Here is a 26,922-nt window from a genome sequence, read left to right on the forward strand (position 1 = left end):
TATGGCTCTTCGTAGGAGCGAGCTTGCTCGCGAACGGGCCCCGCAGCGAAGCCGTTCGCGAGCGAGCTCGCTCCTACAGGGAGGGGACCCTACAGGTCCGCCAGCGGATGCTCGCCCTCCCAGGTCGCGTCGAAGTGCGCATTCACCACAGCATCAGGTATGGCAGCGATATCCGGCCAGTGCCAGTGCGGGGTGTTGTCCTTGTCGATCAGCCGGGCCCGCACGCCCTCCGGGAATTCCGGGTGACGGCAGCAGTTCAGGCTCATCGCGTACTCCATGCGGAACACCTCGGCAGTCGACAGATGGCGCGCGCGGCGGATCTGCTCCCAGACCAGATGAGCGGTCAGCGGGCAGCCCGAAGCGAGGGTCTTCGCCCCGCGGGCGATCAGCGCGTCCTCGTCGCCGACCAGCGCAGTCAGTGCATTCCAGGCTTCCGCGATGTTGGCGCTGTCGAGTACCGCATCCAGGCGTGCGCGGCGTGGCAACAGCTGGGCTTCGGGCATCTCGCCCCGGGCTTCGTGCTCCAGCGCCTGCAGCAGGCTGTGCAGCTGCACGTCGGCCTGTTCGCGCCAGTTCAGCTGCACCAGGCCTTCGATCAGGTCTTCCTGCTGGGTGTCGAGCAGGAAGCGGTCGGCGAGGTCCAGGTCCAGCGCGTCGCGGGCGTTCATCTGGGTGGCGGTCAGGCCGAGGAACAGGCCCAGGCGGCCGGGCAGGCGGGCGAGGAACCAGCTCGCGCCGACATCCGGGTACAGGCCGATGTTCACTTCCGGCATGGCCAGGCGGCTGCTCGGGGTGACGATGCGCACGCCGGCGCCCTGCATCAGGCCCATGCCGCCGCCCATCACGTAGCCGTGGGCCCAGCAGATCAGCGGTTTGGAATAGCTGTGGATGAGGTAGTCCAGGCGGTACTCGTCGGCGAAGAAGCGCCGGGCCAGTTCCGGCACCTCGCCTGGCTGCTCGCGGCAGGCATCGACCAGTTTGCGTACGTCGCCGCCGGCGCAGAAGGCCTTGCCGCCATTGCCGCGCAGCACCACGCAGGCGATCTGCGCGTCGTCCTGCCAGACGCGCAGCTGGTGGTTCATGGCCTCGATCATCGGCAGGCTCAGGGCATTCAGGCTCTTCTCCGCGTCCAGCGTCACCACGCCGATGCGGAAGCCGTGCAGGCCGGGGCGTTCTTCGAACATCACATTCATCGTCGGGCCCTTATTGGTTGCGCCAGTGCGGATCGCGTTTCTCGAGGAAGGCATTGACGCCTTCGCGGGTATCGTCGGCGTCGAACAGGTCGACGAAGCGCTCGCGCTCCTCCGGCAGCCAGGTAGTCGGGCCGCGTTCGCGGGCGCCCTGGATCAGCGGCTTGATGGTGCGCACCGCCACCGGACTCTGCCGCGCGACCTTGGCCGCCAGCAGCAGGGCGGTGCCGCGCGCTTCACCAGTGTCGACGACCTGCTCGATGAGGCCGATGCGCAGCGCCGTTTCCGCGTCGACCCGTTCGCCGCAGAGAATCATGCGCTTGGCCCAGCCTTCGCCGATCAGCCAGGGCAGCGCCTGGGTGCCGCCAGCGCAGGGCAGCAGACCGACGGTGGCTTCGGGCAGGGCCATCTGCGCCTGGCGCTCGGCGATGCGGATGTCGCAGGCCAGCGCGCATTCCAGGCCGCCGCCCATGGCGTAGCCGTTGATCGCGGCGATGGACACGCCACGGAAGTCGCGCAGCGTCTCGAAGGCCTCGCCGAAGCGGCGGGCCATCTCGCGGGCGCGGGCCTTGTCGCCGTCGGCGAACATGTTCAGGTCGGCGCCGGCGGAGAAGAATTTCGGACCCTGGCCGGTCACCACCAGGGCGTAGATGTCGTCGTCGCGGTTCAGGTGCTCGACCACCTGGCGCAGGCCGATCAGCGAGTCGCGGTCCCAGGTGTTGGCCGGCGGGTGGTTGATGGTGATCAGTGCGGTGTGGCCGTGTTTTTCCACGGTCAGCTTGTGGGTCAGGTCGAAGACTCCGGGCTTGTAGGGCTCGAGGGCGTTGCTCATGGGCATCTCCTGGTCGGTGCCGCCAGCGGGCGGGCGTATGGGCATGGACTCTAGGCGTGCGCGACGGCGCGCGTCCATGTCCGATCTGTTCGATTGCGCCCGCGCGGGCGGGCGGTTTTTCCAGTGAATCGCGTGGATCGATACGTAGGGCGAATAACGCGCCAGCGTTATCCGCCATCCCAGGGGCGGCGGATAACCTGTTCCAGGTTATGCGCCCTACGGTTCTGTTGATCTTCGCAGGAGCGTCAGAGCAGGCGATCCAGCATCCCGCCCTGTTCCAGCAGGCGCCGGGCGACGATGACCCGCATGATCTCGTTGGTGCCTTCCAGGATCTGGTGCACGCGGCTGTCGCGCACCCAGCGCTCCAGCGGATAGTCGTTGAGGTAGCCGTAGCCGCCGTGCAACTGCAGCGCCTCGTTGCACAGGGCAAAGCAGCGGTCGGTGGCGAAGCGCTTGGCCATCGCGCAGTAGAGGGTCGCCTCGCCGTCCTTGTGGTCCAGCTTGTGCGCGGCCAGGCGCACCATCTGCCGGCTGGCGGTGAGGTCGGTGAGCATGTCGGCGAGCTTGAACTGCAGGGCCTGGAACTCGGCCAGTGCCTTGCCGAACTGCTTGCGCTCCTCGACGTAGCGCAGCGACTGCTCCAGCGCCGCCTGGGCCGCACCGAGGGAACAACTGGCGATGTTCAGGCGGCCGCCGTCCAGGCCTTTCATGGCGTAGACGAAGCCCTGGCCCTCCGGGCCGATGCGGTTGCCGGCGGGAATGCGCACACCCTCGAAGGTGATGGTACGGGTCGGCTGCGCCTTCCAGCCCATCTTGTCCTCGTTGCGGCCGTAGCGGATGCCTTCGGCGTTGGCCGGCACCAGGAAGCAGGAGATGCCCTTGGCGCCATCCTCGCCGGTGCGCGCCATGACGATCAGCACGTCGGTGGAGCCGGCGCCGGAGATGAAGGTCTTGGCGCCATCCAGCACATAGTCGTCACCGTCGCGCTTGGCGCGGGTGCGCAGGCGCGCGGCGTCGGAGCCGGCGTCCGGTTCGGTGAGGCAGTAGGAGGCCAGCAGCTCCCCGCCGATCAGTCCCGGCAGCCACTGCTCCTTGAGCGCGGCATCGGCGAAGCTGGCGAGCATCCAGCTGGCCATGTTGTGGATGGTCATGTAGGCGGTGGTGGCGACGCAGCCGGCGGCCAGCTGCTCGAAGATCAGCGAGGCAGAGAGGCGCGACAGGCCCAGGCCGCCGTCTTCCTCGGCGATGTACAGGCCCAGGTAACCCTGCTCGGCGGCGCGGCGGATCACTTCCACCGGGAAATGGTGCTGGCGGTCCCAGTCGGCGGCGCGGGGCGCCAGTTCGCGGCTGGCGAAGGCGCGGGCGCTCTCCACCAGCAGGCGTTGTTCTTCGGACAGATCGAAATGCATGCAGCTACCTCTGTTTGTTCTTGTCGGCTACAGCTTGGCGCTCGTGGCGCGTTTCTTTTCGGTAAGGCGGCTCCTGGGTAAAGAGCCTTTTCGAGATCGGCCTTGGGGTTATAGCCGTTGCACCGGCCGCTGTGGATTGACGATCTTGTGCTGGGGATGGACGATCTTGGTATTGCTGTTGCCGGAATCCTGTCCATGTCCCGCCCACTGATCTCCACCTGGCCGCTGCCGCAGCAGGGCGTACGCTTCATCACGCCACCGCGCCTGCGCCGCGCGCTGGATCGCCATCCGCTCGGCCAGGCCTGTTATCCACTGGCCCTGGGCTATTACCCGGCCGCGGTGGGGCATCGCATGGAGCGCGAGGAGCCCGATGATCACTTGCTGATCTACTGCAGCGCAGGGCAGGGCTGGCTGGAAACGGCGGATGGACGATTCGAGGTCGCCGGTGGCGACCTGCTGGTGCTGCCCAAGGGCCGCTCCCATGCCTACGGGGCTGATCCGCAACAGCCCTGGTCGATCTTCTGGGTGCACCTGGAAGGCCGGCTGGCCGAGGACTTCCTGCGTCCGCTGGGCAAGTCGCCGCGCCTGCGGGTAGGCGTGCAGCCGCGCCTGCTCGGGGAGTTCGATGCGCTGTTGGCGCTGCGCCGGCAGGGCCTGAGCCTGCCGCACTTCATCCATGCCGCCCATCTGCTGCAGAGCCTGCTGACCTCCCTGGCCCTGCGCCCGGCACGGGCACGGCTGAAGTCCGGGCGGGTGCTGGATGTGGAGGCAGTGCAGGCGATGATGCGCGAGCACCTGCACGACGCGCTGAACCTCGACGAGCTGGCGGCGCAGTTCCGCCTGTCGCGCTTCCACTTCGCCAAGACCTACCGCGCGCTGACCGGCCAGGCGCCGATCCAGGATTTCATCCGGCTGAAGATGACCCACGCCTGCCGGCTGCTCGATCAGGGCAACCTGGAGGTGCGCCAGGTGGCCGAGCAACTGGGCTATACCGACCCGTACTACTTCTCGCGGCTGTTCAAGAGCGTGGTGGGCATGGCGCCCAGTCACTACCGCGCGTTGCACCAGGGATGAGGATGGCGCAGCTCGTCCGCTGCGCTGTCGCGCTCGACCGTGCGAGTGGTCCGGCGGCTCGCTAGTCTGCGGCGATGACAAGAAGAAGGATTTGCCCATGCTGCCCGTGATCGTCGAACTGCTGCTGACCCTGGCCTGCGCCATCGCCGCGTGGCTCGCCCTGCGCGAGCGCCAGGGCTGGCGGGTGTTGGGCTTCCTGTCCATGGGCGTTGCGGCGTTGCTGGGTGCGCTGGAATACGGCGGCCTTGGTGCAATGGCCGAGGCGCACCACCTGGCGAGTGTGCTGTCTGGCGCAGTGGGGCTGCCGCTGATTGCGCTGGGGGCGTCGCCTGGCGGGGCAGGGCGGCAACTCCTGGTGCTGCTGGGCTGTATCGCGCTGCTGGTGCTGCCGTCCGAAATCACGCTGGTCAGCAACCTGATCGCGCTGCTGGTGATCGCCTGGCCCGGCCGTTCCCGTCGCTACCTGCCGGCGCTGTTCGGCGCGCTGCTGTTCATCGGCAGCGGGCTGCTGATCGGTACCCGTGGCGAACTGGCTGGCGTACCGCGCCGCGAGCTGTTCCACCTGGGCCTGACGGTCGCCGTCGCGGCGTGGATTATTGCTGGCCTGGGCAGTGGTGCGCCGCGTTTGCCGGGCTCCTGGGCGGTGCGGCACAAGTCGCCTTGACTTGGCCGGGGCGCTTGCTTAGCGTGCCGGTTCGTTTCACCAGGCAGACGCACCATGACCCACGACGACCGGATCAAGCTGGAACCCAGCTGGAAAGAAGCCCTCCATGAGGAGTTCGAAAAACCCTACATGAAGCAGCTGGGCGAGTTCCTGCGCACGGAGAAGGCCGCCGGCAAGGTGATCTTCCCGCCCGGTCCGCTGATCTTCAACGCGCTGAACACCACGCCGCTGGAGCGCATCAAGGTCGTCATCATCGGCCAGGACCCGTACCACGGCCCCGGCCAGGCCCACGGCCTGTGCTTCTCGGTACAGCCGGGCGTGCCGACGCCGCCGTCGCTGCAGAACATCTATAAAGAGCTGCAACGCGACCTCAACCTGCCGATCCCCAGCCACGGCTACCTGCAGCACTGGGCCGAGCAGGGCGTGCTGCTGCTCAACACCTCGCTCACCGTCGAGCAGGCCCGCGCCGGCTCCCACGCCCAGGCGGGCTGGGGCCCGTTCACCGACAAGGTGATCGAAGTGGTCAGCCAGCGCTGCGAGAACCTGGTGTTCCTGCTCTGGGGCTCCCATGCGCAGAGCAAGCAGAAGCTGATCGACGCACAGAAGCACCTGGTGCTCAAGTCCGCGCACCCGTCGCCGCTCTCGGCCTACCGCGGCTTCCTCGGCAACGGCCACTTCAGTCGAACCAACAAGTTCCTCGAACAGCACGGCCTGACGCCTATCGACTGGTCGTTGCCTCCGGTGTGATACCAATGCTCCGGCGCGCGTGGCTGCTTTTCCTGCCGAGCCTGGTGTTCGGCATGAACTGCCTCGCCGCCGGTTCCCCGCTCGAAGACTTCCGCTCCAGCGAGTCGATTCACGACCTGTACGAAATCGACCAGGCGGCCCGTGCCTTCGTCGCCACCGAGAACGCCCGCGACGACACCGCCTGGACGGTGGCCGAACCCAATCTCAAGACCCTTGTTGCCCGCTGTTCAGTGCCGCTGGACACCCGCTGGGGTGAGATTCGCCTGTTCGCGCCGAGCTTAGGCGCAAGGTCGTCGAAGTCGTTTGCGCCAAACCGGTCAGCGGCGAGCGCTGGACTGTCTCGCTGCGCGTCTCCCGTGCCTCCTGATCGCAACAAAAAAAGAGGCCCGCACAAAGGCGGGCCTTGAAAATCGCCGCGCGTCTCGACGCGGCGAGCGTGGTTTGCTTTACGCGGCGTCAGCCACGGCTTCGCGGGAGCGGCGGGCGCGTTTGCGCCAGGCGCGGTACAGCGGCAGGCCGAGCATCAGCGCGACCAGCGCCCAGGTGCCGATGGCGATGGGGCTGGACCAGAGGATGCCCAGTTCGCCATTGGAGATGGACAGCGCGCGGCGCAGGTTCTGCTCCATCAGCCCGCCGAGGATGAAGCCCAGCAGCAGTGGCGACAGCGGGAAGTCCAGCTTGCGCAGGATGTAGCCGAGGATGCCGATGGCGACCATCAGGAACAGGTCGAAGGTGGTGGCGTGTACGGCGTAGACGCCGATCGCGGTGATGATCGCGATGCCCGGCACCAGCGCCCAGTTCGGCACCGAGAGGATGCGGGTGAACACCCGCACCATCGGCACGTTGAGGATGATCAGCATGACGTTGGCGATGAACAGCGAGGCGATCAGGCCCCAGACGATGTTCGGCTGTTCCTGGAACAGCAGCGGGCCCGGGGTGATGTTGTACAGGCTGAGCGCGCCGATCATCACCGCGGTGGTGCCCGAACCGGGTACGCCGAGGGTCAGCATCGGCACCAGCGCGCCGCAGGCGGAAGCGCCGATGGCGGTTTCCGGGGCGGCCAGGCCGCGCAGGTCGCCCTTGCCGAACTTGCCCGTCTCGCCGGCCATCTTCTTCTCGGTCATGTAGGCCACGGCGCTGGCCAGGGTCGCGCCAGCGCCGGGCAACACGCCCATGATGAAGCCGAGCAGGCCGCAGCGCACGTTGACCGCAGCCACCGAGGCCGCTTCCTTCATGTTGAACAGCATGCGCCCGCTGGCCTCGACCATCTTGTGGCCGTGGTGGGTCTTCTCCAGCAGCAGGAGGATTTCGCTCACCGAGAACAGGCCCAGCACCAGCACGACGAACTGGATGCCGTCGGAGACGTGGATGTTGTCGAAGGTGAAGCGGTACACGCCGCTGTTGGCGTCGATCCCGACGCTGGAGAGGAACAGCCCGAGCAGCGCCGCCAGCAGGGTTTTCAGCGGCCGGTCGCCGGCCAGCCCGCCGAGGGCGACGATGGCGAAGACCATCAGCACGAAGTATTCCGCCGGGCCGAAGGCGATCGCCCATTTCGCCAGCAGCGGGGCGAACAGCACCATGCCGCAGGTGGCGATGAAGGCACCGATGAAGGAGCTCCACGCCGACAGCGACAGGGCCACGCCGGCCAGGCCATTGCGGGCCATGGGGTAGCCGTCGAGGGTGGTCATCACGGTGGAGGCTTCACCGGGAATGTTCAGCAGGATCGAGGAAATCCGCCCGCCGTATTCGCAGCCCAGGTACACGGCGGCCAGCAGGATCAGCGCTGATTCCGGCGGCAGGCCGAGGGCGAAGGCCACCGGGATCAGCAGCGCCACGCCGTTGATCGGGCCCAGGCCCGGCAGCAGGCCGACGACGGTGCCGATCAGGGTGCCGATCAGTGCGGTGATCAAGTTGTACGGGGTCAGGGCGACGCCGAAGCCCTGCCCGAGGTAGCTCAAAGTTTCCATGACGATTTCCTCAGAGCAGGGGATCGAGGATGCCCAGCGGCAGCGGGACGTCCAGGGTGCGGTCGAACAGCACGTAGAGACCGATGGCGAGCAGCGTCGCGGTGATCACGCTGGGCACCGGGCGGCCGCCGTAGATCAGTGCGATGAAGGTGCCGACCAGCGCGCTCGCCGGGATGAAGCCCAGCGGCTCGAACAGGCCGGCATACACCGCCAGCAGGACGACGCAGAGCACCACCTTGGCCAGCAGTGCGCCTTCCAGCGCGGGCTCGTCTTCCTCGCCCTTGATCGGCGTGGGGCGGGCGATCAGCCAGGCCAGGCCTACGGCCATCAGGCCCAGGCAGAGCAGCGGGTAGGCGCGCGGGCCGACCGGTTCGTAGGAGAAGGGCGCCTGCAGTTGCCAGGCGATCAGGGCGAAGGCGACGCAGGCGAACAGCCAGGCGCCGGCGAACAGCCGCTGGAAGAGGCTGGTACGGGACATGGGGAGTCTCCTGGCGCCGCCTTCGCGGAAGGCGGCGCCGCGCGGGGAGTTACTGGATGAGGCCGAACTCGCGGGCCAGCTGCTTGTACTGGGCGACCTGCTGCTTCACGTAGGCGTCCAGTTCCGGGCCGGTCATGGCGAAGGGGAACAGCTCGCGCTGGTCGCGCAGCCTGGCGAAGTCTTCGGAAGCCAGCAGCTTGTCGAAGGAGGCCTTCCAGAACTGGTAGTCCTCATCGCTCACCTTCGGCCCGACATAGAAGCCGCGTACCACCGGCCAGACGATGTCGAAGCCCTGCTCCTTGGCGGTGGGGATGTCGGCCATGCCTTCATCCTTCAGGCGTTCCTCGGAGAACACCGCGAGGATGCGCATCTTGCCGGCGCGGATGTGCGGCATGGAGTCGGAGATGTCCGTGCTGCCCACCTGGATGTGCCCGCCCAGCAGCGCCGTGGCGATTTCGCCGCCGCCTTCCAGGGCGACATAGCGCAGCTGCTTCGGATCGATGCCGGCGGCCTTGGCGATCAGCGCGGTCTGCATCCAGTCCTGGCTGCCGACGGTGCCGCCGGAACCGATCACCACCTTGCCCGGGTCGGCCTTGAGCGCGGCCACCAGGTCGCCGAGGTTCTTGTACGGCGAGTCGCTGGGCACGGCGATGGCGCCATAGCTGGTGCCCACGGCGGCCAGCCACTTCACGGCGTTCTCGTCGAAGCGGCCGAACTTGCCCTGGGCCAGGTTCAGCAGCGAGCCGCTGGAGAAGGCGGTGATGGTGTTGCCGTCGGCCGGGCGCTGGGCGACCACCGCGTTGTAGGCCACGGCGCCGACGCCGCCGGGCATGTAGGTGACGCGCATCGGCTTGGTCAGCAGCTTCTCGTCCACCAGGGCGCTCTGCGCCAGCTTGCAGGTGAGGTCGAAGCCGCCGCCGGGGGAGGCCGGGGCGATGCATTCCGGGCGCTTGGGCTCGGCCATCAGTTGGCTGGCGGCGAGCAGGGTGGCGCCGGCGAGGGTCAGGTTGCGCAGGACGGTGGACATGGTGCGATGCCTCTCTTGTTGTTGTCGGTTTACCAGATCGCCAGGGAGTAGCTGAGGTAGATACGCGTCTCGTCGGCGTCCCGCGCGAAGCTGGAACGGTAGGTGGCGTTGCGCACGCGCACCGCGACGTCCTTGAGCGGGCCGCTCTGGATCACGTACTTGATGTCGGTGTTGCGCTCCCATTCCTTGCCGTGACCGTCCATGCCGTTGATTTTGGCATTGTCACCGCTGATGTAGCGATTCATCAGCGTCAGGCCGGGGATGCCGAGCTTGGCGAAGTCGTAGTCGTGGCGGACCTGCCAGGAGCGTTCGTCGGTCTCGGCGAAGTCGCCGACCTGGACGAAGTTGACGAGGTAGGGGTTGCTGCCGTCGATGTAGGGGAAGGCGCTGTCGCCGCTCATCTGCTGCCAGCCGAGGCTGAACTTGTTGGCGCCCAGGGCGTAGCCGAGCATGCCGTTGAAGGCGCGGTTGTCGATCTCGCCGCCGCGCGCCTCGCCCTGGTCGTCGCTGATGGCCAGGCGCACATCGGCGCTGAACTTGCCCGGGCCCAGCGGGTAGCTGGCGAGCAGGCCGACGAAGTGCTGACGGTACACCTCGTCCAGCTGCGCGTAGTGATAGCGGCCGGTGAGATTGTCGGTGAACTGGTAGTCGCCGCCGGCCAGGTCGTAGTGCCTGCCCTCGGCGCTGCCACCGGAGAAGCGGCGGTTCTTGTTGTTCAGCGCGAGGTCCTGCCAGTCGGTGGAGTCGCGGTCCTTCACTTTCTCCAGGCGCCCGCCGGTGAAGTTCAGGCCCGGCAGGTCGGTGGAGTTGAGCAGCCCGCCTTCGAAGGTCTGCGGGAACAGACGGCTGTCGTTGGGCTGCAGGGTGGGCAGGTCGGGGATCAGGCTGCCGATTTTCAGCTCGGTCTCGGAGGCCTTGAACTTGGCGGTCAGGCCCAGCTTGCTGTACTCGTCGGCGGCGCGGCCGTCGTCGTGGGTCGGCAGCAGGCCGGTGCCGGTGCGGTCCGGCGAGGAATCGAGTTTCAGGCCGAGCATGCCCATGGCATCGAGTCCGACGCCGAGGGTGCCGGGGGTGTAGCCGGACTGGAAGTCGAGGATGAAACCCTGCGCCCATTCTTCGCGCTTGGACTGGCCGTCGCCGTCGCGGAAGTCGCGGTTGAAGTAGATGTTCTGGGTACTGAGCGTGGCGCTGCTGTCTTCGACGAAGCCGGCGGCTTCGCACAGCGGGGCGACCCCGGCGAAAGCCAGTAGGGCGGGGGTCAGACAGCGGGAACTGGGCTTGGCGAAAGCCGGTGCAGCCAAAGGCCGGGCGGTGGGCATCTGTGGTCTCCGTTCTTGTTGTTGTCGCGAAAGGGCACCACGCCGCCTTTCGCTCTGTTGACGGTCTTCGCCGTCGTCGAGTCCGCTGCTCCCGCCGTTGCGCCTGGGCAGTCGGCGCTGAAATATTCGGGGTTGGGAGGCGGCTCGTTGGCGATGCTAACGGGCTAAGCTTTCGCCAGGCTTTCAGTCACCTTTCGCAGTGATTTCAGCGAATTTCCCCCATTCACAGCGGCGCGCGGATGGGTAAACTGCCGGCCCGAACCTGTAGTCCGAGGGGTAGAAACCCGTGCGAATTCTCCTGGTTGAAGACCATCCGCAACTCGGTGAAAGCGTCGCCCAGGCGCTCAAGGGCGCCGGCTGGACCGTGGACCTGCTGCAGGACGGCGTGGCCGCCGACCTGGCCCTGGCCAGCGAGGACTACGCGCTGGCGATCCTCGATGTCGGCCTGCCGCGGCTGGACGGCTTCCAGGTGCTGGCGCGTCTGCGTGAGCGCGGCAAGACCCTGCCGGTGCTGATGCTCACCGCCCGTGGTGAGGTGCGCGACCGCGTGCACGGGCTGAACCTGGGCGCTGACGATTACCTGGCCAAACCCTTCGAACTCACCGAGCTGGAAGCGCGGGTGAAGGCCTTGCTGCGCCGCAGTGTGCTGGGTGGCGAACAGCAGCAGCGCTGTGGCGAGCTGGTCTACGACCTCGGCGCGCGGCGCTTCACCCTGGCCGAGCAGGCGATGAACCTGACCTCCCGCGAGCAGGCCGTATTGGAGGCGCTGATTGCCCGTCCGGGACGGGTGATGAGCAAGGAGCAACTGGCGGCGCAGGTGTTCGGCCTGGATCAGGATGCCAGCGCGGACGCCATCGAAATCTACGTGCACCGCCTGCGCAAGAAGCTCGAAGGCAGCTCGGTGCGCATCGTCACCTTCCGTGGCCTGGGCTATCTGCTCGAGGCCCGGGATGGCTGAACGGCGCTGGGTGTTCCCCGGCACGGGCAGTTTGCGCGGGCGCCTGCTCTGGCGCCTGGGCGGCCTGCTGCTGGTGTTGTTGCTGATCGGCAGCGCGGCCACCTACTGGCGGGCCCGGCACGCGGCGGACATCGCCTATGACCGCACCCTGCTGGCCTCGGCGCGGGACATCGCCGATGGCCTCTATGCCAGCGATGGCACCCTGCGCGCCAACGTGCCCTATGTGGCGCTGGACAGCTTCGAGTACGACAGCGCCGGGCGCATCTTCTACCAGGTGATCGACCCGCAGGGGAACAATATCTCCGGCTACGAGAACCTCCCCGCGCCGCTGCCGACCACGCCGCGCACCGACGATTACCCGGCGCTGGCCAAGTTCTACGACGCGACCTACGAAGGGCAGGGCGTGCGCGTGGTCAGCCTGTTGCAGCCGGTGAGCCAGCCGACGGTCAACGGCATGGCGGAAATCCGCGTCGCCGAAACCCTGGGCGCCCGCGAGCGGCTGGCGCGCAACCTGCTCGCCGACACCCTGCTCAACCTCGCGTTGTCGGCCATCGCCGCGCTGATGATGGTCTGGTACGCGGTGAGTGCCGGCCTGCGCCCGCTCGACCGTCTGCGCGAAGCGGTGGAAGAACGCCAGCCGGACGACCTGCGGCCGTTGCCGGAAGTCCGCGTGCAGAAGGAGCTGCGCCCGCTGGTGGCGGCGCTCAACCATTTCACCGTGCGCCTGCGCGGGCTGTTCGACCGCCAGTCGCAGTTCATTGCCGAGGCCTCCCACGAGCTGCGCACCCCGCTGGCAGCGCTCAAGGCACGGCTGGAGCTGGGCTTGCGCGAGCAGGACCCGCAGCAATGGCGCGCGACGCTGGCAGATGCCGTGCAGAACACCGACCGGGTCACCGGGCTGGCCAACCAGTTGCTGTCCCTGGCGCGGGTGGAAAGTGGTGCCCGCGCCATCGCCGAGGGCGCGGGGGAAAGCATCGAACTGAGCCAGCTGGCCCGCGAGCTGGGCCTTGCGCTGGCGCCGCTGGCCTATTCGCGCGGCGTGGCGCTGGCGCTGGAGGCGGACCAGCCGGCTTGGGTGAAGGGCGATCCGACCCTGCTCAACGAGCTGCTCAGCAATCTGGTGGACAACGCCATCGCCCACGCCCCGGCGGACGGCAACGTGATCATCCGCGTGCGCTCGCCCGCGGAACTGGAAGTCGAGGACGACGGCCCCGGCATCCCTGCGGAAGAGCGCGACAAGGTGTTCCGCCGCTTCTACCGCCGTCGCCAGCAAGGCACTGGGCTGGGTCTGGCCATCGTCGGCGAGATCTGCAGCGCGCACCGCGCTCGTATCGAACTGGGCCAGGGCGAACTGGGCGGGTTGCTGGTGCGGGTGACCTTCCCGGCGGAAAACGCCTGAGCCAGAAACGCGAAACCCGCCGGTAAGGGCGGGTTTCGGTGTGGGGCAAAAGCATCGCGGCGGCGCGGATGCCAGTCGTTACTGCAGCATGCTCATCGCCGCTTCCATCGCAGCGGAGAGATCTTCGTCTTCCTTCACGTCGGCCTTCGGGTCCAGGCCCAGCTTGGCGAAGGCCGGGATGGTGGCCCAGTCCAGCTCGGTGTAGGGGTGCTGGCTGCCGAGGTAGCTCTGCAGGGTGGCAACCTGGACGATGTCCACGTAGTCGACCTTGGCCGAGTCGCGGCTGAAGTCCAGGTGCTGGCCCGGTACGGCGGCGATCAGCGCCGGGAAGTCCCAGGCCTTGAGGATGCGGTCGCCGATGACCGGGTGGATGCGCTCGATCACGTGATTGAGGCTGATGGAGTCGGCCAGCAGCTCGCTGTGTTCTTCGGCGTAGGTGAGGATCGGCAGCACGCCGATCTGGTGCACCAGGCCGGCCAGGGTCGCCTGATCCGGCGCCAGGCGGGTGTAGTGGCGGCACAGGGCATGGCAGATGCCGGCGATCTCGGTGCTCTTGTTCCACACCTCGCGCATCTTGCGGTCGACCACATCGGAAGTGGCCTGGAACATCTGCTCCATGGCAAGGCCCGTGGCCAGGTTGCAGGTGTAGTTGATCCCCAGGCGGCTGATCGCCATCTGCAGATCGGTGATTTCCTTGTTGGTGCGCAGCAGCGGGCTGTTCACCACCTTGATGATGCGTGCGGTCAGGGCGGCGTCGTTGCCGATCACCTTGGCCAGATCCTGGATGCTGATGTCCGGGTCTTCCGCCGCTTCACGGACGCGCAGGGCGACTTCCGGCAGCGTCGGCAGCACCAGCTCATCGTTGTCGATGGCCCGCAGCAGTTCCTGTTGTACTTTTTCGGCAAGCTTGCTCATGAAGTGTCCTTCAGGGAAAGCCGGGCTCCCCGCCCGGCACGAAATTCAGCGCTGGATCTCGCGGTCGCTGTCCAGAACGTAAGGCAGATCCAGCAGGCGCAGAGGCTGGTCTTCGCCCAGGCGCACGTTGCCATCGGCAGCGGCGTCGTCCTGCAGCACGGCGAGCAGTTCCACGCCATCGGCCGCGCGGGCGGCCAGTACCACTTCGCCGACGCTGGTGGCGTGCACCGGCGAGAACAGCTCGCGGCCCGGCTCCGGCAGTTCGGCGCTATCGAGTTTCAGACGCTGCAGGCGGCGCTTGAGGCGACCGAGGTACTGCATGCGCGCGACGATTTCCTGGCCGGTGTAGCAACCCTTCTTGAAGCTCACGCCGCCCACGGCCTGCAGGTTGATCATCTGCGGGATGAACAGCTCGCGGGTGGCACCGAAGACCTGGCCGACGCCGGCGCGGACCTGGCCGAGCAGCCAGTCGTTGAGTTCGGCGTGGGGCAGGCGGGCCTGCAGCAGGTCGGCGACGGCGGCGGCGCGTTCGGCCGATACCCAGAGTTCGACGCGACCCTGGCCGAGGCCGATGGCGATCAGGCCCTCGGCCCGCGCGACCTGGTCGGCCGCGCCGGAGAGGCTCAGGCCCAGTTCGGCGAGGACGGCATCAGCACCGCTCAGGCCGAAGCGCGCCCACTGGGTGCTGTCATCGGACAGGGTGGCCTTGGAGAACACCGCGTACTTCTTCAGGTCCGTCAGCTGGCTTTCCAGCAGGTCGCCGGCCATGGCCAGCAGGAAGCCTTCGCCTTCGGCGAGGATGCGGAAGCTGGAGGTCATGCGGCCCTTGGGCGTGCAGCGGGCGCCGAGGCTGGCGTATTCGGCGTTCAGGTAATTGAGATTGCAGGTCAGCTGGCCCTGGAGGAATTTGGCGGCGTCCGCGCCACGGACGGCGAGAATCCCTTCGTGATTGAGTTCGGTGTAGAAAGCAGAGTCGGTCATCACGATTCGCTGGAAGAAAGTTAGGGGCCTCATGATAGAGCTCAGGCCCAGCCTTGTCAGCGGGTGCCGGGTGAGCCGAGCATGCGTATAATGCCGGTCGGCTCGCGCCGTCCGTCGACTTCGCGAGCGTTCCGATGTATTTGCTCGCAGTTATTCGAGGGAACCCGCAGATGAACGACGAAACCGAACTCAAACGCCTTTTCTGGCACAGCCGCCGCGGCATGCTGGAACTGGACGTCCTGCTGGTGCCTTTTGTCCAGGAAGTCTACCCGGGGCTGCCCGCCGACGATCAGGCGCGCTTCCGCAAGCTGCTGGAGTGCGAGGATCAGGACATGTTCGGCTGGTTCATGCAGCGCGGCGAGCCGGAAGATGCCGACCTGCGCATCATCGTTCGGATGATCCTGGACCGTGTCCAGCCGAAGTGACCCCTTCGAGTGCCGCTGGCAACCGTCCAACGGTCTGCTGGCGGCCTACCTCGCCGCGCAGTGCTGCGCCGTCCTGGCGCTGCTGCTCGCGGAGACTCCCCTTCACTGGAAAACGCTCGGCCTGAGCCTCTGCCTGCTGCATGCCTGTTGGGTTGTGCCTGGGCGGATTCTATTGCGTGCGCCGGATTCGGTGCGTGCGCTGCGCCACAACGCCGAGGGCTGGCAGCTGTGGAGCGAGCGGGAAGGCTTTCAACCGGTGCAGTTGCTGCCGGACAGTCTGGCGCTGCCCTCGTTGATCGTCCTGCGTTTCCGCCGCCCCGGCGACTGGCTGGCACGCAGCGTCTGCGTGCCGGCCGATGCCCTGGCGCCGGAGTTGCACCGGCGCCTGCGCGTGCGGCTGCGCTTCAGTCGCAATAGGTGGACGGCGCCAGGATAGTGTCGCGGGCTTCGGGCAACAGCTCCGGATAGTCCAGCGTGTAGTGCAGGCCGCGGCTCTCGTGGCGCTGCATGGCGGAGAGGATGATCAGTTCGGCCACCTGGGCCAGGTTGCGCAACTCGATCAGGTCGCGGCTGACCTTGTAGTTCGAGTAGAACTCGTCGATCTCGTCCAGCAGCAGGCGCACCCGGTGCTGTGCACGGGCCAGGCGCTTGTTGGTGCGAACGATGCCCACGTAGTCCCACATGAAGCGCCGCAGTTCGTCCCAGTTGTGGGCGATGATCACGTCCTCGTCGGAGTCGGTCACCTGGCTGGCGTCCCAGCAGGGCAGCGCAACCAGCGTCTGCGCCTTGGGCAGCTCGGCGAGGATGTCGGCGGCGGCGGAGCGGGCATAGACGAAGCATTCCAGCAGCGAGTTGCTGGCCATGCGGTTGGCGCCGTGCAGGCCGGTGAAGGTCGTCTCGCCGATGGCATAGAGGTTCGGTACGTCGGTGCGGCCCTGGGAGTCCACCAGCACGCCACCACAGGTGTAGTGCGCTGCCGGCACCACCGGGATGGGCTCGCGGGTGATGTCGATGCCGAAGTCCAGGCAGCGCTCGTAGACGGTAGGGAAGTGCTCGCGGATGAACTCGGCCGGCTTGTGGCTGATGTCCAGGTAGACGTAGTCGATGCCCAGGCGCTTCATCTCGTGGTCGATGGCGCGGGCCACCACATCGCGCGGGGCCAGCTCGCCCAGGGTGTGGAAGCGCGGCATGAAGCGCTCGCCGTTGGGCAGGCGGAGCAGGGCGCCTTCGCCGCGCAGCGCCTCGGTGATCAGGAAGCTCTTGGCCTGCGGGTGGTACAGGCACGTCGGGTGGAACTGGTTGAACTCCAGGTTGCCGACCCGGCAGCCGGCGCGCCAGGCCATGGCGATGCCATCGCCGGAGTTGCCGTCGGGGTTGCTGGTATAGAGGTAGACCTTGCTGGCGCCGCCGGAGGCGAGCACGGTGAAGCGCGCGCTGAAGGTGTCGACTTCGCCGGTGGAGCGATCCAGCACGTAGGCGCCGAGGCAGCGTTGACCGTCCATCCCCAGTTTCTGCTCGGTGATCAGGTCGACGGCGACCCGTTGCGACAGCAGTTCGATGTTCGGCCTTTGGCGGGCCTGTTCCAGCAGGGCGTTGAAGATCGCGGCGCCGGTGGCGTCGGCGGCATGGATGATGCGGCGGTGGCTGTGGCCGCCTTCACGAGTGAGGTGGAATTCGAAACCACCGTCCTCGCGGCCCGGTTCATGGTCGCGGGTGAAGGGCACGCCCTGTTCGATCAGCCACTGGATCGCCTCGCGGCTATGCTCGACGGTGAATTTCACCGCGTCCTCGCGGCACAGGCCGGCGCCCGCGACCAGAGTGTCCTCGACGTGGGACTCGACGGTATCGGTGTCATCCAGCACGGCAGCGACGCCGCCCTGGGCCCAGAAGGTGGAGCCCTGGGACAGTTCGCCCTTGCTCAGCACGGCGATCCTCAGGTGCGAAGGCAGCGTCAAAGCCAGCGTCAGGCCGGCGGCCCCGCTGCCGATCACTAGGACATCGTGCTGGAAATGCTGACTCATACCCGGCTCCACAAAATGGCGCCCTAGTATATAGAAGGGGGCCACGGCACAATACTGGCGAACCGATGACACCGAAGGCGCGTGCGGTGGGGCGGCAGTCGCAGGGCGGGAAGCTTTCTTCCCCGCTCAAGCCGGTCCGGCAGGCGCCTGGGGTTGCGTCGGAATCATTGAACGATCACGGCAAATCACCGGAACTTTTTCAGGCGTTCCGGTTCGAACGCGGAATACCCAATCAACTTTGCGTGCAGATTGACATTGCGCGGAAGGGGAGCGGGTGTTCCGCCCGGTACAGTTGAATTTGACGGGCTTCGGACGCATGTCGGGGTCCGATTGCCGCCAATGTGAAAAAACTGTGCGGCGCATGCTTGGAGGGGAGAACTTTTGCAAAAGACCCGAGTCTATCTTGGCAGGACGATTTACCAGGGTGCTCGAAGCTCCTCCAGGTTTTCAGAGGAGCATTCATGCTAACCCAGGAACAGGATCAGCAACTGGTTGAACGGGTACAGCGCGGAGACAAACGGGCATTCGACCTGCTGGTGCTGAAGTACCAGCACAAGATTCTGGGGCTCATCGTGCGATTCGTGCACGACGCCCAGGAAGCCCAGGACGTTGCACAGGAAGCATTCATCAAGGCGTATCGCGCCTTGGGCAACTTCCGCGGCGACAGTGCCTTTTATACCTGGCTGTACCGTATCGCCATCAACACCGCGAAGAACCATCTGGTTGCGCGCGGTCGGCGGCCGCCGGACAGCGATGTCACGGCAGAGGACGCGGAGTTCTTCGACGGCGATCACGCCCTGAAGGACATCGAGTCGCCGGAAAGAGCCATGCTGCGGGATGAGATCGAGGAAACCGTCCATCGCACCATCCAGCAGCTGCCCGATGATTTGCGCACGGCTTTGACCCTGCGCGAGTTCGAAGGCCTGAGTTACGAAGATATCGCCACCGTGATGCAGTGTCCGGTGGGGACCGTCCGCTCACGGATATTCCGTGCGCGGGAAGCGATCGACAAAGCTTTGCAGCCTTTGTTGCATGATGAAGTCTGATACAGCGGCAGAAGCCAAGAGAGGTACCGCTATGAGTCGTGAAGCCCTGCAGGAGTCGCTGTCCGCGGTAATGGATAACGAAGCGGATGAGCTTGAGCTGCGGCGTGTGCTTGCAGCCTGCGGCGAGGACGCCGAATTGCGGGCCACCTGGTCCCGTTACCAGCTGGCCCGTGCAGTGATGCACCGCGAGCCGGCCATGCCCAAGCTGGACATTGCCGCCGCCGTGTCCGCCGCGCTGGCCGATGAAGCCGCCCCGGCGCCGCGCAGTCGCAATCCGTGGCGTAACGTCGGCCGTCTGGCGGTCGCCGCTTCGGTGACCCTGGCTGTTCTGGCCGGTGTGCGCATGTACCACCAGGATGACAGTGTCGCCAACGGCCTTGCCCAGCAAGGCGCCACTCCGCAGATCGCCCTGCCGCAAGTGCAAGGCCCGGCGGTACTGGCAGGCTACACTCAGGACGAGGCGCCGCAGGTGATCACCAATGCCCAGGGTGGGCAGACCACCTGGCACGAGCAGCGTCTTCCGGGTTACCTGCGTCAACACGCGCAGCAGTCCGCCGTCAGCGGCACCGACAGCGCCCTGCCTTACGCACGCGCCGCGAGCCTGGAAAGCCGCTGATTTGCGACCTTAAGGAGCGACATGCGCGCGACTACAGCACTGTTGTTCTTCCTCGGCGGTCTGCTGGCATTGCCAGTCCAGGCCGCCGATGCGTTGGACTGGATCAAGCGCCTCTCCGAGGCTGATCAGCAACAGAACTTCCAGGGCACTTTCATCTACGAACGCAGCGGAGCCTTCACTACCCACGATGTCTGGCATCGTGTGGAGAGTGATGGCTCGGTACGCGAGCGCCTGGTTCAGGTCGATGGACCGCGCCAGGAAGTGGTGCGCGTCGATGGCGCCACCCAGTGCGTAGGTGGAGGCATGTCGGGGCAGGTGTCGACCGGTGAGATGTGGCCGGCACGCAAGCTCAACCCGACGGATCTGTCCACCTACTACGACGTTCGCGTCGCCGGCGAGTCGCGCATTGCCGATCGTCCGGCGGTGGTGCTGGCGGTGATCCCGCGTGACCAGCATCGCTATGGCTTCGAGCTGCACGTGGACAAGGAGACGGGCCTGCCGCTCAAGTCCCTGCTGCTCAACGACAAGGGCCAGATCATCGAGCGCCTGCAGTTCACCCGCATCGACATGGCAGCGCCGGATGACGGCGAGTTGCAGGCGAGCGCGGCCTGCAAGCCGGTGAAGGAAGCCAAGGTTGCCGAAGTGAAGACCAACTGGCATTCGGAATGGGTGCCGCCGGGCTTTACCCTGAACAGTACGTTGCAGGAGCGCAGCCCGGTCTCCAATGATCAGGTCCTGTGCCTGGCCTACGGCGACGGACTGGCGCGTTTCTCGGTCTTCCTCGAGCCGCTGCACGGCGCCAAGGTCGATGATGCCCGCACCCAGCTGGGCCCGACCACCGTGGTGTCGAGGCGGTTCGCCAGTGACGATGGCGGCACCATGGTGACCGTGGTCGGCGAGATACCCAGTGGCACGGCCGAGCGCGTGGCGTTGTCCATGCGGCCAACGGGAGCCCAGCCACAGTGATCCATGAGCGGGGAAGAGTGGTTGCGGTCGAGTCTGGAACGGTCCAGGTCGAAACGCTGCGCCGCTCCACCTGCTCGGGATGTTCGGTCAACGCCGGTTGCGGCCAGGGTCTCCTGGAGCGACTGGGTGTTACCCAGGGACGCAGCCGAGTGCAAGCGCTGATCTCGCCGAACCTGGCTTCATCGAATCTTAAGCCTGGCGATGAAATCCTGCTGGGCGTGGATGAACACCTTCTGCTGAGAAGCGCCCTGCTTTTCTATCTTTCCCCGCTGATCGGGCTGTTCGCGCTGGCGCTACTGGCGGCGCGCCTCGATCTGGGGGAACCTCTCATCATCGTGGCCGGGCTGGCGGGTTTCCTGCTGGCCTGGCTGCTGGTGCGTCGCCATGCGCGACGCCATACGGATGATCCGGCGATGCAACCGGTTGTGCTGCGTGCGCTGGTCGGTGGGCCGCCCGGCCCTGTTTAGTGATCTTCCCAATCAACATCACGGGAGCTGTAGTCAATGCAAACCCTGAAACGCAGCATGGCTGCGCTGGTCGCCCTGCTGGCCCTGAGCCTGTCGGTCACCGCGCGGGCTGAACTACCGGACTTCACTCCGCTGGTCGAGAAGGCCTCGCCGGCGGTGGTCAACATCAGTACCACCCAGAAACTTCCCGACCGCTCCAACGCGCAGATGGGCATACCGGACCTCGACGGCCTGCCGCCGGGCCTGCGCGAATTCTTCGAGCGCAGCATTCCCCGCGGCCAGGGCGGCCAGGGGCAGACGCCCCGTGGCCAGCAGCGCGAGGCCCAGTCGCTGGGTTCGGGCTTCATCATTTCCGATGATGGCTACATCCTCACCAACAACCACGTGGTGGCCGACGCCGACGAGATCCTCGTGCGCCTGTCCGACCGCAGCGAGCACAAGGCCAAGCTGGTCGGTGCCGACCCGCGCAGCGACGTGGCCGTGCTGAAGATCGATGCCAAGGGCCTGCCGACGCTCAAGCTGGGCGACTCCGACAAGCTGAAGGTCGGTGAGTGGGTGCTGGCCATCGGTTCGCCGTTCGGCTTCGACCACTCGGTGACTGCCGGTATCGTCAGCGCCAAGGGCCGCAGCCTGCCGAACGAGAACTACGTGCCGTTCATCCAGACCGACGTGGCGATCAACCCGGGCAACTCCGGCGGTCCGCTGCTGAACCTGCAGGGCGAAGTGGTAGGCATCAACTCGCAGATCTTCACCCGTTCCGGCGGCTTCATGGGGCTTTCCTTCGCGATCCCGATCGATGTGGCGCTGAACGTCGCCGATCAGCTCAAGGCTGGCGGCAAGGTCAATCGCGGCTGGCTGGGCGTAGTGATCCAGGAAGTGAACAAGGACCTGGCTGAGTCCTTCGGCCTCGACAAGCCGGCCGGCGCGCTGGTTGCACAGCTGGTGGAGGACGGCCCGGCAGCCAAGGGCGGCCTGCAGGTAGGTGACGTGATCCTGAGCCTGAATGGCCAGACCATCAACGAATCCGCTGACCTGCCGCACCTGGTGGGCAACATGAAGCCGGGCGACAAGGCGGCTCTGGAAGTCATTCGTGACAACAAGCGCCAGACCCTGAACATGACCATCGGCAGCCTGCCGGACGACGACGATGCCGTCGCTGCCGTCGAGGGCAAGGGCGCCGAGCGTAGCAGCAACCGCATGGGTGTGACCGTGGCCGAGCTGACCGCCGAGCAACGCAAGTCCCTGGATATCAAGGGCGGCGTGGTCATCAAGGAAGTGCAGGGCGGTCCGGCGGGCATGATCGGACTGCGTCCGGGCGATGTCATCACCCACCTGAACAACCGTGCTGTGGATTCCTCGAAAACCTTCAGCGAGATCGCCAAGGCGCTGCCGAAGGATCGTTCGATTTCCATGCGCGTGCTGCGCCAGGGACGTGCGAGCTTCATCACCTTCAAGCTGACCGAATAAGGTCGGCGCACCAGAAAAGGGCGACTCCGGTCGCCCTTTTTCATGCCTGACCGTCCGGCGCGGCGTGACGCATCAGGCTGTAGTCAGGTAAACTCCCCCGCTATTTTTCGGCGGACCGCCGCCTTCAGCCTTCCGAGTGTGTTCGCCGTGAGTGACCTGAGTCATATCCGCAATTTCTCCATCATCGCCCACATCGACCATGGCAAGTCGACGCTGGCAGACCGCTTCATCCAGATGTGCGGCGGCCTGTCCGACCGCGAGATGGAGGCCCAGGTACTGGACTCCATGGACCTGGAGCGTGAGCGCGGCATCACCATCAAGGCGCACAGCGTCACCCTTCACTACAAGGCGAAGGACGGCAAGACCTACCAGCTGAACTTCATCGACACCCCCGGCCACGTCGACTTCACCTACGAAGTCAGCCGTTCGCTGGCCGCCTGCGAAGGCGCGCTGCTGGTGGTGGACGCCGGCCAGGGCGTGGAAGCGCAGTCGGTCGCCAACTGCTACACCGCCATCGAGCAGGGCCTGGAAGTCATGCCCGTGCTGAACAAGATGGACCTGCCGCAGGCCGATCCGGACCGCGTGAAGGACGAGATCGAAAGCATCATCGGCATCGACGCCACCGACGCCGTTGCCTGCTCGGCCAAGAGCGGCATGGGTGTGGAAGATGTGCTGGAGCGCCTGGTCACCGCCATTCCCGCTCCGGAAGGCGAGATCGACGCGCCGCTGCAGGCGCTGATCATCGACTCCTGGTTCGACAACTACCTGGGCGTGGTCTCGCTGGTGCGTGTGAAGCACGGCCGCGTCAAGAAGGGCGACAAGATCCTGGTGAAGTCCACCGGCAAGGTCCACCAGGTGGACAGCGTCGGCGTCTTCACTCCGAAGCACACCGAGACTCCGGATCTCAAGGCCGGCGAAGTGGGCTTCATCATCGCCGGCATCAAGGACATCCTCGGTGCGCCGGTGGGCGATACCCTGACCCTGAACAACACCCCCGACGTGGACGTGCTGCCGGGCTTCAAGCGCATCAAACCGCAGGTCTACGCCGGCCTGTTCCCGGTCAGCTCCGATGACTTCGAGGACTTCCGCGAAGCCCTGCAGAAGCTGACCCTGAACGACGCCGCGCTGCAGTACGAGCCGGAAAGCTCCGAGGCCCTGGGCTTCGGCTTCCGCATCGGCTTCCTCGGCATGCTGCACATGGAGATCATCCAGGAGCGCCTGGAGCGCGAATACGACCTGGACCTGATCACCACCGCACCGACCGTGATCTTCGAGATCGTGCAGAAGAACGGCGAGATCCTCTACGTCGACAACCCGTCAAAGCTGCCCGACCTCTCGTCCATCGACGAAATGCGCGAGCCGATCTGCCGCGCGACCATTCTTGTGCCTCAGGAGCACCTGGGCAACGTCATTACCCTGTGCATCGAGAAGCGCGGCGTCCAGCGCGACATGCACTTCCTCAGCGGCCAGGTCCAGGTGATCTACGATCTGCCGATGAACGAAGTGGTGCTGGACTTCTTCGACCGCCTGAAGTCCACCAGCCGTGGCTATGCTTCGCTGGACTACAGCTTCGACCGCTTCGAGCCGGCCAATCTGGTCCGCCTCGATGTGTTGATCAACGGTGAGAAGGTTGACGCCCTCGCCCTGATCGTTCACCGCGACAACGCCCCGTACAAGGGTCGTCAGCTGGTGGAGAAGATGAAGGAACTGATTCCGCGGCAGATGTTCGACGTCGCGATTCAGGCGGCCATCGGTGGGCAGATCATCGCTCGCTCGACGGTCAAGGCGCTCAGGAAGAACGTGTTGGCCAAGTGCTACGGTGGTGACGTGAGCCGTAAGCGCAAGCTGCTGGAGAAGCAGAAGGCCGGTAAGAAAAGGATGAAGCAGGTCGGTAGCGTGGAGATTCCGCAGGAAGCCTTCCTCGCTGTGCTCAAAGTGGACAGTTGAACCCTATGACCCTGAATTTCCCGCTGTTGCTGGTGATTGCCGTTGCGGTATGCGGCGTTCTCGCCCTGGTGGACCTGGTGCTGTTCGCACCGCGCCGCCGGGCGGCCATTTCCGCCTACGAAGGTTCGGTCAGCGAAGCTGACCCGCAAGTGCTGGAGAAACTGAACAAGGAGCCGGTACTGGTCGAGTACGGCAAGTCGTTCTTCCCGGTGCTGTTCATCGTGCTGGTGCTGCGTTCGTTCCTGGTCGAGCCCTTCCAGATCCCGTCGGGCTCGATGAAGCCGACCCTGGAAGTGGGCGATTTCATCCTGGTGAACAAGTTCGCCTACGGCATCCGCCTGCCGGTGCTCGACACCAAGGTGATCCCCGTGGGTGACCCGCAGCGTGGCGATGTCATGGTGTTCCGCTACCCCAGCGACCCGAACATCAACTACATCAAGCGTGTGGTCGGCGTGCCGGGTGACACCATCCGCTACACCAGCGACAAGCGCCTGTTCATCAACGACCAGGCCGTGGCCGAATCGCTGGTGGGCGAGGAGCCGGGCACCCTCGGCAGCGTGACCCTGTACCAGGAGAAGCTGGGCGCGGCGGAGCACATGATCCGCAAGGAAATGACCCGCTTCCGCATCGAGCCGGGCAAGCAGTGGAAAGTGCCGGCCGGCCATTACTTCATGATGGGCGACAACCGCGACAACTCCAACGACAGCCGCTACTGGAACGATCCGAAGATTCCGAAGGACCTGCTGGGCATGGTTCCGGACCGCAATATCGTCGGCAAGGCCTTTGCGGTCTGGATGAGCTGGCCGGATCCGAAGATGCGCAATCTGCCGAATTTCTCGCGAGTTGGTGTGATTCACTAAACTGGTGAGACGTTCCAGGCCTGCAGGGCTGGATCGGTGCTGAAAACGGGCGGGGCTGCACGCGGGGAGCGAGGCGGCCCCGCTTCACTTGGACCTGCCGCGGTTGGCGGGCAAATAAGAAAGATACCGACATGAGGTCGATATGACGTACGCACGTTCGCAGAAGGGAATGTCGTTGCTGGGTTGGCTGGCCGTACTCGCCGTCGTGGCATTCTTTGCCAGCGCTGCGTTCAAGATCTTCCCGCACTACATGGACTACTACGCCATCGAGAAGGCCATCACCTCGGTGGAGACCGATAAGGCCGCGGAAGTGCGCTCGGTTCCGGAGTTCTACGCCTATGTGAGCAAGGCGCTGACGATCAACGGGATTCGGGATCTGAAGCTGGAAGATGCCCTGGACGTGAAACTTGAGAACAACGAGTTCCGCGCCCACCTGAAATACGAAAGACGCGAGCCACTGGTGCAGAACATCGACCTGGTGGTCAAATTTGACAAAGAATTCCGTGTACGAATGCCGTGAGTAACAACAGTCTGGATCGACTCGAGCGCAAGCTTGGCTACACCTTCCGCGACCAGGACCTGATGGTCCTGGCGCTGACCCATCGCAGTTTCGCCGGACGCAACAACGAGCGCCTGGAGTTCCTCGGTGACGCCATCCTCAACTTCGTCATCGGCGAAGCCTTGTTCACCCACTTCCCCCAGGCCCGTGAAGGCCAGCTGTCGCGCCTGCGCGCGCGACTGGTGAAAGGCGAGACCCTGGCTCTGCTGGCCCGCGGTTTCGAGATCGGGGATTACCTGCGACTGGGCTCGGGTGAGCTGAAGAGCGGCGGTTATCGTCGCGAGTCGATCCTGGCTGACGCCATGGAGGCGCTGATCGGCGCCATTTATCTGGACACCGGCATGGATTCCGCCCGCGAGCGGATCATGGACTGGCTCGGCCCGCAGCTGCGCGAGCTGACCCCGGTGGATACCAACAAGGACCCCAAGACCCGCCTGCAGGAATTCCTGCAGTCCCGTGGGTGCGAATTGCCGCGTTACGACGTGGTGGATATCCAGGGCGAACCGCATTGCCGCACTTTCTTCGTGGAGTGCGAGGTGGCCCTGCTGAACGACAAGACCCACGGTCACGGCGGCAGCCGCCGCATCGCCGAGCAGGTGGCCGCCGCCGCCGCACTGGCAGCCCTGGGCGTGGAGAATGGCCATGAGTGAGCACGAGCAAGACCAGCACGACCCATCCGAGCACGATGAAGCAGGAACCGTTCGTTGCGGTTACGTCGCCATCGTCGGCCGCCCCAACGTAGGCAAGTCGACCCTGCTCAACCACATCCTCGGGCAGAAGCTGGCGATCACCTCGCGCAAGCCGCAGACCACCCGCCACACCCTGCTGGGCATCAAGACCGAGGGTGATGTGCAGGCGGTGTATGTCGACACCCCCGGCCTGCACAAGGACAACGACAAGGCACTGAACCGCTATATGAACCGTTCGGCCAGCGCCGCGCTGAAGGACGTCGATGTGGTGATCTTCGTCGTCGACCGCAACCGCTGGACCGACGAAGACCAGATGGTCTACGACAAGGTCAAGTACGTGAGCTGCCCGGTCCTGCTGGCGGTGAACAAGGTTGACCGTATGGAAGACAAGGGCGAGTTGCTGCCGCACCTGCAGTGGCTGGCCGAGCAGCTGCCCAACGCCGAAGTCGTGCCGATTTCCGCCCAGCACGGGCAGAACCTCGACGTGCTCGAAGGCCTGGTGGCCGAGCGCCTGCCGGAGAATGATCACTTCTTCCCGGAAGACCAGATCACCGACCGCAGCAGCCGCTTCCTCGCCGCCGAACTGGTGCGCGAGAAGATCATGCGCCAGCTGGGCGCCGAGCTGCCGTACCAGGTCGCCGTGGAGATCGAAGAGTTCAAGCAGGACGGTCCGATCCTGCACATCCACGCGCTGATCCTCGTGGAGCGCGACGGCCAGAAGAAGATCATCATCGGCGACAAGGGCGATCGCATCAAAAGCATCGGCCAGAACGCCCGCAAGGACATGGAAGTGCTGTTCGACTCCAAGGTCATGCTCAATCTCTGGGTGAAAGTGAAAGGCGGCTGGTCCGACGACGAGCGCGCACTGCGTTCTCTGGGCTACGGCGACCTCTGACCTT

The 26,922-nt window shown here is 65.7% G+C and carries 28 protein-coding genes; 18 read left to right on the forward strand and 10 right to left on the reverse strand.

From position 1 onward, the window contains the following. Window positions 1–89: 89 nt before the first annotated feature. From J2T47_RS28180 to J2T47_RS28190, 3 genes are all read right to left on the reverse strand, one after another. Window positions 90–1,193 (reverse strand): enoyl-CoA hydratase/isomerase family protein, encoded by a 1,104-nt coding sequence (locus J2T47_RS28180; protein WP_253453934.1) that lies wholly within the window; start codon window positions 1,191–1,193, stop codon window positions 90–92. 10 nt (window positions 1,194–1,203) lie between these two features. Further along, a complete protein-coding gene (locus J2T47_RS28185; RefSeq protein WP_253453936.1) occupies window positions 1,204–2,022 on the reverse strand; it encodes an enoyl-CoA hydratase in 819 nt (272 codons plus the stop codon). A 245-nt stretch (window positions 2,023–2,267) separates the two neighbouring features. Then, on the reverse strand, window positions 2,268–3,431 hold the full coding sequence (locus tag J2T47_RS28190; protein ID WP_253453938.1) for an isobutyryl-CoA dehydrogenase: 1,164 nt from the start codon (window positions 3,429–3,431) through the stop codon (window positions 2,268–2,270). 195 nt (window positions 3,432–3,626) lie between these two features. Between J2T47_RS28190 and J2T47_RS28195 the strand changes: the two genes are divergently transcribed. From J2T47_RS28195 to J2T47_RS28210, 4 genes are all read left to right on the forward strand, one after another. Then, entirely contained in the window at window positions 3,627–4,505 is an 879-nt protein-coding gene (locus J2T47_RS28195; RefSeq protein ID WP_253453940.1) for an AraC family transcriptional regulator, read from the forward strand. 97 nt (window positions 4,506–4,602) lie between these two features. Next, a complete protein-coding gene (locus J2T47_RS28200) occupies window positions 4,603–5,169 on the forward strand; it encodes a hypothetical protein (protein ID WP_253453942.1) in 567 nt (188 codons plus the stop codon). 54 nt (window positions 5,170–5,223) lie between these two features. Beyond that, window positions 5,224–5,916 carry a uracil-DNA glycosylase gene (ung, locus tag J2T47_RS28205; protein WP_192289762.1) on the forward strand — a complete coding sequence of 231 codons (693 nt, stop codon included), beginning with the start codon at window positions 5,224–5,226 and terminating at the stop codon, window positions 5,914–5,916. A gap of 53 nt (window positions 5,917–5,969) precedes the next feature. Then, window positions 5,970–6,323 (forward strand): hypothetical protein, encoded by a 354-nt coding sequence (locus tag J2T47_RS28210; RefSeq protein ID WP_253453944.1) that lies wholly within the window; start codon window positions 5,970–5,972, stop codon window positions 6,321–6,323. A 39-nt stretch (window positions 6,324–6,362) separates the two neighbouring features. Here J2T47_RS28210 and J2T47_RS28215 read toward each other — a convergent pair whose 3' ends face one another. From J2T47_RS28215 to J2T47_RS28230, 4 genes are read right to left on the reverse strand one after another with little or no spacing between them, the layout of a single operon-like run. Beyond that, window positions 6,363–7,883: a tripartite tricarboxylate transporter permease gene (locus J2T47_RS28215; RefSeq protein WP_253453946.1), complete on the reverse strand. Its 1,521-nt coding sequence runs from the start codon at window positions 7,881–7,883 to the stop codon at window positions 6,363–6,365. Between the two features lie 10 nt (window positions 7,884–7,893). Beyond that, on the reverse strand, window positions 7,894–8,361 hold the full coding sequence (locus J2T47_RS28220; protein WP_253453948.1) for a tripartite tricarboxylate transporter TctB family protein: 468 nt from the start codon (window positions 8,359–8,361) through the stop codon (window positions 7,894–7,896). A 49-nt stretch (window positions 8,362–8,410) separates the two neighbouring features. Then, on the reverse strand, window positions 8,411–9,388 hold the full coding sequence (locus J2T47_RS28225; RefSeq protein ID WP_233298331.1) for a Bug family tripartite tricarboxylate transporter substrate binding protein: 978 nt from the start codon (window positions 9,386–9,388) through the stop codon (window positions 8,411–8,413). Window positions 9,389–9,417: 29 nt separating this feature from the next. Continuing rightward, the gene (locus J2T47_RS28230) at window positions 9,418–10,707 is read right to left on the reverse strand and encodes an OprD family porin (protein WP_253453950.1); all 1,290 of its coding nucleotides are present in this window, start codon (window positions 10,705–10,707) and stop codon (window positions 9,418–9,420) included. Between the two features lie 286 nt (window positions 10,708–10,993). Here J2T47_RS28230 and J2T47_RS28235 point away from each other — a divergent pair, with 286 nt between their 5' ends. Together J2T47_RS28235 and J2T47_RS28240 are read left to right on the forward strand one after the other, a co-directional pair. Then, the gene (locus J2T47_RS28235) at window positions 10,994–11,665 is read left to right on the forward strand and encodes a response regulator (RefSeq protein ID WP_015476079.1); all 672 of its coding nucleotides are present in this window, start codon (window positions 10,994–10,996) and stop codon (window positions 11,663–11,665) included. Then, complete coding sequence (locus tag J2T47_RS28240) at window positions 11,658–13,064, forward strand: sensor histidine kinase (RefSeq protein WP_253453952.1); 1,407 nt, start codon at window positions 11,658–11,660, stop codon at window positions 13,062–13,064. The genes J2T47_RS28235 and J2T47_RS28240 overlap by 8 nt, the downstream gene beginning before the upstream one ends. 78 nt (window positions 13,065–13,142) lie before the next feature. Here the strand turns inward: J2T47_RS28240 and J2T47_RS28245 are convergent, their stop codons facing one another. Further along, complete coding sequence (locus J2T47_RS28245) at window positions 13,143–13,979, reverse strand: HDOD domain-containing protein (RefSeq protein ID WP_253453954.1); 837 nt, start codon at window positions 13,977–13,979, stop codon at window positions 13,143–13,145. A 45-nt stretch (window positions 13,980–14,024) separates the two neighbouring features. Then, a complete protein-coding gene (ygfZ, locus tag J2T47_RS28250) occupies window positions 14,025–14,960 on the reverse strand; it encodes a CAF17-like 4Fe-4S cluster assembly/insertion protein YgfZ (protein ID WP_253453956.1) in 936 nt (311 codons plus the stop codon). Window positions 14,961–15,130: 170 nt separating this feature from the next. On the opposite strand from ygfZ, the gene J2T47_RS28255 reads away from it, so the two are divergent. Then, a complete protein-coding gene (locus J2T47_RS28255; protein ID WP_138212446.1) occupies window positions 15,131–15,385 on the forward strand; it encodes a succinate dehydrogenase assembly factor 2 in 255 nt (84 codons plus the stop codon). Continuing rightward, a complete protein-coding gene (locus J2T47_RS28260; RefSeq protein ID WP_253453958.1) occupies window positions 15,369–15,821 on the forward strand; it encodes a protein YgfX in 453 nt (150 codons plus the stop codon). The genes J2T47_RS28255 and J2T47_RS28260 overlap by 17 nt, the downstream gene beginning before the upstream one ends. Here J2T47_RS28260 and nadB read toward each other — a convergent pair. After that, entirely contained in the window at window positions 15,790–17,406 is a 1,617-nt protein-coding gene (nadB, locus tag J2T47_RS28265; protein WP_253453960.1) for an L-aspartate oxidase, read from the reverse strand. The two genes, J2T47_RS28260 and nadB, sit on opposite strands and share 32 nt — an antisense overlap. Window positions 17,407–17,867: 461 nt before the next feature. Between nadB and rpoE the strand changes: the two genes are divergently transcribed. The 10 genes from rpoE (at window position 17,868) to era (ending at window position 26,918) form a co-directional block, all read left to right on the forward strand. Next, window positions 17,868–18,452, forward strand: coding sequence for an RNA polymerase sigma factor RpoE (gene rpoE / locus J2T47_RS28270; RefSeq protein WP_017516654.1), 585 nt, complete (start codon window positions 17,868–17,870; stop codon window positions 18,450–18,452). A 31-nt stretch (window positions 18,453–18,483) separates the two neighbouring features. After that, complete coding sequence (locus J2T47_RS28275; RefSeq protein WP_081517630.1) at window positions 18,484–19,068, forward strand: sigma-E factor negative regulatory protein; 585 nt, start codon at window positions 18,484–18,486, stop codon at window positions 19,066–19,068. 21 nt (window positions 19,069–19,089) lie between these two features. Continuing rightward, window positions 19,090–20,034, forward strand: coding sequence for a MucB/RseB C-terminal domain-containing protein (locus J2T47_RS28280; protein WP_253453962.1), 945 nt, complete (start codon window positions 19,090–19,092; stop codon window positions 20,032–20,034). Then, window positions 20,031–20,501, forward strand: coding sequence for a SoxR reducing system RseC family protein (locus J2T47_RS28285; protein WP_253453964.1), 471 nt, complete (start codon window positions 20,031–20,033; stop codon window positions 20,499–20,501). Before J2T47_RS28280 ends, J2T47_RS28285 begins: the two co-directional genes overlap by 4 nt. A gap of 36 nt (window positions 20,502–20,537) precedes the next feature. Then, window positions 20,538–21,968, forward strand: a complete 1,431-nt coding sequence (locus tag J2T47_RS28290) for a DegQ family serine endoprotease (protein WP_253453966.1) — start codon at window positions 20,538–20,540, stop codon at window positions 21,966–21,968. 147 nt (window positions 21,969–22,115) lie between these two features. Further along, window positions 22,116–23,915 carry a translation elongation factor 4 gene (gene lepA, locus J2T47_RS28295; RefSeq protein WP_045210230.1) on the forward strand — a complete coding sequence of 600 codons (1,800 nt, stop codon included), beginning with the start codon at window positions 22,116–22,118 and terminating at the stop codon, window positions 23,913–23,915. A 5-nt stretch (window positions 23,916–23,920) separates the two neighbouring features. Continuing rightward, entirely contained in the window at window positions 23,921–24,775 is an 855-nt protein-coding gene (gene lepB / locus J2T47_RS28300) for a signal peptidase I (RefSeq protein ID WP_253453968.1), read from the forward strand. A gap of 142 nt (window positions 24,776–24,917) precedes the next feature. Beyond that, window positions 24,918–25,295 (forward strand): DUF4845 domain-containing protein, encoded by a 378-nt coding sequence (locus tag J2T47_RS28305; RefSeq protein ID WP_253453970.1) that lies wholly within the window; start codon window positions 24,918–24,920, stop codon window positions 25,293–25,295. Beyond that, the gene (rnc, locus tag J2T47_RS28310) at window positions 25,292–25,984 is read left to right on the forward strand and encodes a ribonuclease III (protein WP_017517395.1); all 693 of its coding nucleotides are present in this window, start codon (window positions 25,292–25,294) and stop codon (window positions 25,982–25,984) included. The genes J2T47_RS28305 and rnc overlap by 4 nt, the downstream gene beginning before the upstream one ends. After that, the gene (era, locus tag J2T47_RS28315; RefSeq protein WP_138212455.1) at window positions 25,977–26,918 is read left to right on the forward strand and encodes a GTPase Era; all 942 of its coding nucleotides are present in this window, start codon (window positions 25,977–25,979) and stop codon (window positions 26,916–26,918) included. Before rnc ends, era begins: the two co-directional genes overlap by 8 nt. Window positions 26,919–26,922: the final 4 nt, after the last annotated feature.

It is taken from the genome of Pseudomonas nitroreducens (genome assembly GCF_024170165.1).
Lineage (GTDB): Bacteria > Pseudomonadota > Gammaproteobacteria > Pseudomonadales > Pseudomonadaceae > Pseudomonas > Pseudomonas nitroreducens_C.

Excerpts from the sequence above, each read along its gene's own strand:
- rpoE (WP_017516654.1), top strand. The coding sequence starts at position 17,868 with ATGCTAACCCAGGAACAGGATCAGCAACTGGTTGAACGGGTACAGCGC.
- J2T47_RS28240 (WP_253453952.1), top strand. The coding sequence starts at position 11,658 with ATGGCTGAACGGCGCTGGGTGTTCCCCGGCACGGGCAGTTTGCGCGGG.
- J2T47_RS28225 (WP_233298331.1), bottom strand. The coding sequence starts at position 9,388 with ATGTCCACCGTCCTGCGCAACCTGACCCTCGCCGGCGCCACCCTGCTC.
- J2T47_RS28195 (WP_253453940.1), top strand. The coding sequence starts at position 3,627 with ATGTCCCGCCCACTGATCTCCACCTGGCCGCTGCCGCAGCAGGGCGTA.
- J2T47_RS28210 (WP_253453944.1), top strand. The coding sequence starts at position 5,970 with ATGAACTGCCTCGCCGCCGGTTCCCCGCTCGAAGACTTCCGCTCCAGC.
- ygfZ (WP_253453956.1), bottom strand. The coding sequence starts at position 14,960 with ATGACCGACTCTGCTTTCTACACCGAACTCAATCACGAAGGGATTCTC.
- J2T47_RS28215 (WP_253453946.1), bottom strand. The coding sequence starts at position 7,883 with ATGGAAACTTTGAGCTACCTCGGGCAGGGCTTCGGCGTCGCCCTGACC.
- J2T47_RS28245 (WP_253453954.1), bottom strand. The coding sequence starts at position 13,979 with ATGAGCAAGCTTGCCGAAAAAGTACAACAGGAACTGCTGCGGGCCATC.
- J2T47_RS28200 (WP_253453942.1), top strand. The coding sequence starts at position 4,603 with ATGCTGCCCGTGATCGTCGAACTGCTGCTGACCCTGGCCTGCGCCATC.
- nadB (WP_253453960.1), bottom strand. The coding sequence starts at position 17,406 with ATGAGTCAGCATTTCCAGCACGATGTCCTAGTGATCGGCAGCGGGGCC.
- J2T47_RS28275 (WP_081517630.1), top strand. The coding sequence starts at position 18,484 with ATGAGTCGTGAAGCCCTGCAGGAGTCGCTGTCCGCGGTAATGGATAAC.
- J2T47_RS28180 (WP_253453934.1), bottom strand. The coding sequence starts at position 1,193 with ATGAATGTGATGTTCGAAGAACGCCCCGGCCTGCACGGCTTCCGCATC.
- J2T47_RS28290 (WP_253453966.1), top strand. The coding sequence starts at position 20,538 with ATGCAAACCCTGAAACGCAGCATGGCTGCGCTGGTCGCCCTGCTGGCC.
- J2T47_RS28230 (WP_253453950.1), bottom strand. The coding sequence starts at position 10,707 with ATGCCCACCGCCCGGCCTTTGGCTGCACCGGCTTTCGCCAAGCCCAGT.
- J2T47_RS28280 (WP_253453962.1), top strand. The coding sequence starts at position 19,090 with ATGCGCGCGACTACAGCACTGTTGTTCTTCCTCGGCGGTCTGCTGGCA.
- ung (WP_192289762.1), top strand. The coding sequence starts at position 5,224 with ATGACCCACGACGACCGGATCAAGCTGGAACCCAGCTGGAAAGAAGCC.
- J2T47_RS28220 (WP_253453948.1), bottom strand. The coding sequence starts at position 8,361 with ATGTCCCGTACCAGCCTCTTCCAGCGGCTGTTCGCCGGCGCCTGGCTG.
- lepB (WP_253453968.1), top strand. The coding sequence starts at position 23,921 with ATGACCCTGAATTTCCCGCTGTTGCTGGTGATTGCCGTTGCGGTATGC.
- J2T47_RS28190 (WP_253453938.1), bottom strand. The coding sequence starts at position 3,431 with ATGCATTTCGATCTGTCCGAAGAACAACGCCTGCTGGTGGAGAGCGCC.
- J2T47_RS28255 (WP_138212446.1), top strand. The coding sequence starts at position 15,131 with ATGAACGACGAAACCGAACTCAAACGCCTTTTCTGGCACAGCCGCCGC.
- era (WP_138212455.1), top strand. The coding sequence starts at position 25,977 with ATGAGTGAGCACGAGCAAGACCAGCACGACCCATCCGAGCACGATGAA.
- J2T47_RS28305 (WP_253453970.1), top strand. The coding sequence starts at position 24,918 with ATGACGTACGCACGTTCGCAGAAGGGAATGTCGTTGCTGGGTTGGCTG.
- J2T47_RS28185 (WP_253453936.1), bottom strand. The coding sequence starts at position 2,022 with ATGAGCAACGCCCTCGAGCCCTACAAGCCCGGAGTCTTCGACCTGACC.